The sequence below is a fragment of the Streptomyces sp. AcH 505 genome (assembly GCF_000818175.1).
Lineage (GTDB): Bacteria > Actinomycetota > Actinomycetes > Streptomycetales > Streptomycetaceae > Streptomyces.
This window is the reverse complement of the sequence record NZ_JTIY01000001.1, coordinates 4,028,705-4,033,800: the sequence shown is the minus strand read 5'-3', so window position 1 is coordinate 4,033,800 and position 5,096 is coordinate 4,028,705. Positions and strand designations below refer to the sequence as shown.

The 5,096-nt window shown below is 71.6% G+C and carries 4 protein-coding genes and 1 pseudogene; 4 read left to right on the top strand and 1 reads right to left on the bottom strand.

All coding sequences use genetic code 11. The annotated features are described in order from the left end of the window. Positions 1-470 (bottom strand): MFS transporter (locus HY68_RS45240; protein ID WP_241778776.1); only part of this gene is annotated, 470 nt, incomplete at its 3' end. Positions 471-787: 317 nt separating this feature from the next. Between HY68_RS45240 and HY68_RS18445 the strand changes: the two genes are divergently transcribed. The 4 genes and pseudogenes from HY68_RS18445 to HY68_RS43840 form a co-directional block, all read left to right on the top strand. Continuing rightward, the gene (locus tag HY68_RS18445) at positions 788-2,563 is read left to right on the top strand and encodes an MFS transporter (protein ID WP_041990288.1); all 1,776 of its coding nucleotides are present in this window, start codon (positions 788-790) and stop codon (positions 2,561-2,563) included. A gap of 122 nt (positions 2,564-2,685) precedes the next feature. After that, positions 2,686-3,333, top strand: a complete 648-nt coding sequence (locus tag HY68_RS18440) for a class I SAM-dependent methyltransferase (RefSeq protein WP_041990286.1) — start codon at positions 2,686-2,688, stop codon at positions 3,331-3,333. 114 nt (positions 3,334-3,447) lie between these two features. Continuing rightward, the gene (locus tag HY68_RS18435) at positions 3,448-4,383 is read left to right on the top strand and encodes an N-acetylmuramoyl-L-alanine amidase (RefSeq protein WP_041990283.1); all 936 of its coding nucleotides are present in this window, start codon (positions 3,448-3,450) and stop codon (positions 4,381-4,383) included. 179 nt (positions 4,384-4,562) lie between these two features. Continuing rightward, positions 4,563-5,096 (top strand): annotated as a pseudogene (locus HY68_RS43840) (DUF5336 domain-containing protein); the annotation flags it as partial.

Below are 5,096 nucleotides of genomic sequence, written 5' to 3'. Positions count from 1 at the left end.
GCGCGGGTCCTGGCGGGTCCCGGCGGTACGGCCGAGGTGAGGATCGTGAGCGTGGCGGGGGCGAGTACGGCGGCGCCGAGGCCCTGCACGGCCCGCGCGGCGAGCAGTTGCCAGTCCGCCTGGGCGAGACCGCCGGCGAGGGAGGCGACGGTGAAGACCCCGAGCCCGACGAGGAACATCCGCTTGCGGCCGAAGATGTCGGCCGCGCGCCCGCCGAGCAGCATGAAGCCGGCGAAGGCGATCGAGTAGGCGTTGAGTACCCACTGGAGTCCGAGGGCGGAGAGCCCGAGGTCCGCGCGCATCGACGGCAGCGCGACGTTCACCACGGAGACGTCGAGGACGACGAGGAACTGTCCGGCGCACGCGGCGAGGACCACCGCCCAGGTGCGTCCGTGGCCTGCTCCGGTCGACGTCGGGCCGGGTATCGAATCGGTTTCGGTTCCTGCTGCGGCTCTGACCATGCGTGTCATGGTCGCAGCCGGTGCGCGGTCCATACATCGGTTTTCCGTCGCAGCGACCATGGTCCGCCGGTCCTACGACCACGCCCCCGCCCACGCCAGTGTCCGCGCCCGCGTCCAGATCCACGAGCACGACCACGTGTGACCGTATCCGGCCGATATTCACTCGTTACGAACCGATGCCGACCGAGTGCCGTGAGCCGGAATAGCGCGCCGACGAGAAAGCGTTCACATGACATCCATCGGCGGTCAACGGGGCCCGCCCTGGGCTCTTTTGATCCACATTCGACTCTTCTGTCCTGATTTCTTCCTGCCCGGAGGGCGCACGTATGCCGCTGACGACGACCGAACAGCCCGCCGGGGCACTCCCGGATCCACGGGAGCGCAGAACCGCCGGGGTCGTACCCGTCCTCGCCTTCGCGGGCATCACGGTCGCCGTGATGCAGACCCTGCTCGTACCGGTCATCAAGGACCTGCCCGCCCTGCTGCGGACGTCACCGTCCAACGCGACCTGGGTGATGACCGCCACCCTCCTCGCGGGCGCGATATCCACCCCGATCATGGGGCGGCTCGGCGATCTCTTCGGCAAGCGGCGGATGCTGCTCGCCAGCCTCGCCGTCATGGTGGTCGGCTCGCTGATCTGCGGCTTCACCGACGACCTGCTGACGATGATCGCCGGCAGGGCGCTCCAGGGCTTCGCGATGGGCGCGATCCCCCTCGGCATCGGCATCATGCGTGACGAGCTGCCGCGCGAGAAGCTCGGTTCCGCGATGGCGCTGATGAGTTCGTCCATCGGCGTGGGCGGCGGACTCGCCCTGCCCGTCGCCGCGCTGATCGCGCAGAACGCCGACTGGCACGCGCTGTTCTTCGCCTCGGCCGGCCTCGGCGTGCTGTCGATGCTGCTCACCGTCCTCGTCGTGCCCGAGTCCGCGGTACGGGCCGTCGGCACCTTCGACTGGCGCGGCGCGATCGGGCTCTCCGCCGGACTCGTCGCCCTGCTGCTGCCCATCACCAAGGGCAGTGACTGGGGCTGGGGTTCGGGCACCACGCTCGGTCTGTTCGGCGCCGCCGTCGCCATCCTGCTCCTGTGGGGCGTCATGGAGCTGCGGAGCGCGGCGCCGCTGGTCGACCTGCGCACCACGGCGCGGCGCGAGGTGCTGCTCACCAACCTCGCCTCGATCATGGTCGGTGTCGCCTTCTACGCGATCTCGCTGGTCCTGCCGCAGCTGCTCCAGCTCCCCAAGTCCAACGGCTACGGCCTGGGTCAGTCGATGGTCGTCGCAGGGCTGTGCGTGGCGCCGCTCGGTCTGACGATGATGCTGACGGCCCCGCTCTACGCCAAGATCGCGGCGCGGCGCGGCCCCAAGGTCTCGCTGATGCTCGGCATGGTCGTCATCGCGATCGGGTACGGCGCCGGCATCGGCCTGATGAGCGCCGCCTGGCAGACCATCATCGTCTCGGTCGTCATCGGTGCCGGTATCGGTCTGGCGTACTCGTCGCTGCCCGCCCTGATCATCGGCGCGGTCGACCCGTCGGAGACCGGCGCCGCCACCGGCCTGAACACGCTGATGCGGTCGATCGGTACGTCCGTGTCGAGCGCGGTCATCGGCATGGTCCTCGCGAAGACCTCGGTCGAGGTCGGCGGGTTCGCCGTGCCGACGATGAACGGCTTCCGCATCTCGTTCATGATCGCCACCGGCGCGGTGATCGGCGGTCTCGTGCTCGCCGCGTTCCTGCCGTCGCAGCGGCCGGCCGGGCCGAAGGCCGTCAGCGGCGCCGACGAGGACGCGCTGTCCTCGACGCTGGTCGCCGGGTCCGGCGGCTTCCGCGGCCGGGTGCTGACGGTGGACGGCGAGCCCGTCGCGCGGGCCAACGTGACGCTCATCGACCGGCACGGCCGGCAGGCCGGGCTCACGGTCGCGGACGACGAAGGCCGGTACACCCTGCTCCCGCCGTCCGGCGGCGGGTACGTCCTGGCCGGCTCGGCGACCGGCCACGCGCCGCACGCGCACCCGGTGTCGTACGCGGGTGACGGTGTCGCCGTCGAGGTCGACCTGGTGCTGCCGCAGGCGGCCGGCGAGCGCAGCGGCGCTGTCACGACCTGACACCCGGGCGCGGTACGCCCGCGTGCCGAAATGTCCCCACCTCCGCCCCCGGCGCCGTCGCGCCGGGGGCGGCTTGGCACGATGGGCGGCCACGTTCCGTACCGCGATCAAGAGGAGAACGCATGGCCGCGCCCGCGCCCGCACCGGGGACGCTCGACGCCTTCGAGGCGGCCAAGGGGTTCATGCCGGCCCACGAAGGGCTCGCCCTGTACGCGGCTGCGGCCGAGGCGGCGGCGCTCGGGCTGCCGCTCCTCGAAGTCGGCACGTACTGCGGGCGCTCGACCCTGCTGCTCGCCGACGCCGCCCGCGCCGCGGGTACGGTCGCCGTCACCGTCGACCACCACCGGGGCAGCGAGGAGCAGCAGCCCGGCTGGGAGTACCACGACCCGACGCTGGTCGACCCGGAGGCCGGCGTGCTGGACACGCTCCCCACCTTCCGCCGCACCCTGCACGCGGCGGGTCTTGAGCCGTACGTGATCGCCGTCGTCGGCCGCTCCCCGCAGGTCGCCGCGGTCTGGGGCGGCCCGCTGGGGCTGGTCTTCATCGACGGCGGACACACGGACGAGCACGCGAACGGCGATTACGAGGGCTGGGCGCCCCTGCTGGCCGAGGACGGTCTGCTGGTGATCCACGACGTCTTCCCCGACCCGGCCGACGGCGGCCGGGCCCCGTACGGCGTCTACCGCCGCGCGCTCGCCTCCGGCGCCTTCTCCGAGGTCTCCGCCACGGACTCGCTGCGTGTCCTGCGCCGCACCGGACCCGGCGTGTGACGTGCCGGTGTGCCGCACACGCGTGACGCCCCGGTGTGCCGCACACGTGTGACGCGCGGCACCGGAGTCGGGAAGAGGGGCGGAGCGTGCGGGGCGGGGCACTAGCATCGCCGGGTGTCGTACGACGAAAGCCAAGCGCCCGCACGCCGGCCCTTCTCCCGGTCCACCGTCACCGTCGCACTCGCCGCGCTCGTGGCGGGCGGCCTGGCCGGGTGGCTGGTCTGGCAGGGAACCAACGGATCCGACGGCGGCGGGCCGCCGGCCGCGATGTCGCCGCACGGCGGCGGCGCCGCCGGCTCGTCCCCTTCCTCCTCGCCGTCCGGCACTCCTGGCGCCCCCGGTGACGACGAACCCGGCGACGGCGATCCGGCCGCCGAGCCGCTCGCGGGGAAGCTCGTCGTCATCGACCCGGGTCACAATCCGCACAACGCCGAGCACACCGCCGAGATCAACAAGCCGGTGAAGTACGGCAACAGCACCAAGGAGTGCGACACCACCGGCACGTCGACCAACGACGGTTACGCGGAGGCCCGGTTCACCCTCGACGTGGCGCACCGCGTCAGGGCGCTGCTGGAGAAGCAGGGCGCCAAGGTGCAGTTCACGCAGGACGACGACCGCCCGTGGGGCCCGTGCGTGGACGAGCGCGCCGAGATCGGCAACAAGGCGAAGGCGGACGCGGCCCTTTCCGTCCACGCTGACGGTGCTCCCGAGGGCGACCGCGGCTTCCACGTCATCCTTCCCGCCCTGGTCAAGGGCGGTGGCGCGGACACCTCCGAGATCGTCGCGCCGTCCCGCGCGCTGGGCGAGCTGATCGTCGGCACGTTCGCAGACGCAACCGGAACCAAGCCCTCCAACTACATCGGTGCGGGAGCCGGGTTGGACGTGCGCAAGGACCTCGGCGGACTGACCCTGTCAACCGTCCCCAAGGTCATGGTCGAATGCGGCAACATGCGTGATCCGAAGGACGCGGCGCTGGTGAAGAGCGCGGCCTGGCGGCAGAAAGCCGCCGAGGGTCTTGCCGAGGGCGTCAGCGGCTTTCTGGCGAAGTAACGGAAAGCAAACGGGAAAAGGAGTCGGACCGAGGGCGGATACCGGGCAGACGGGGCGATCGGGCAGGCGATACATTCATCCGTACGATAGGGAGCCGCCCCCGAGCTTCGCACCCCGCACCGCCGTACCCGCGGCAGCGACGACCGCCCCGACGAGACGACTGACGAAGGACTTTTCACGTGAACATCCGCTCCCTCTCTAGAGGCGACGGCGTGGTGATCGGAGCAGCGGTGTTGCTGTTCATCGCCTCGTTCCTCTCTCTGTACAGCTCCAGCGGCCTCGGGTCCATCGACTCTCCGAACGCCTGGGACTCACTGGGCATCGTGATGAGCATCTATCTGGCCGGAGTCATCGCGGCGGCGCTGATCGTCGTCTCGCACGCGCTGCCCGCGCCGCGCGTCATCGTGGGGCTCGACCTCGGCCAGTTCGGCGTCGCGCTGTCGATCTTCGCGGCCTGGACGGCGCTGTGGAGTCTGCTCGGCCTTGACGGCCTCGACGCGGGCAGCGGCCTGATCCTCGGCTTCATCGCCGCGTTGATCCTCGCCGCCGCCGCGGTCGCGACGCCGCTCGTACCGGCCCTGAAGGTCGCCCTCGTGGGCGCCCCGAAGCCGTCGGCGCAGCAGCCTCCGTACGGTGTCCAGCCCGGTGGCCCCGGCGGTGCCGGGCAGGGTTACGGCTACCCGGGCGGCGGCCAGCAGCAGTACGGCGCGCAG

Excerpts from the sequence above, each read along its gene's own strand:
- HY68_RS18440 (WP_041990286.1), top strand. The coding sequence starts at position 2,686 with ATGGCCGCGCCCGCGCCCGCACCGGGGACGCTCGACGCCTTCGAGGCG.
- HY68_RS18445 (WP_041990288.1), top strand. The coding sequence starts at position 788 with ATGCCGCTGACGACGACCGAACAGCCCGCCGGGGCACTCCCGGATCCA.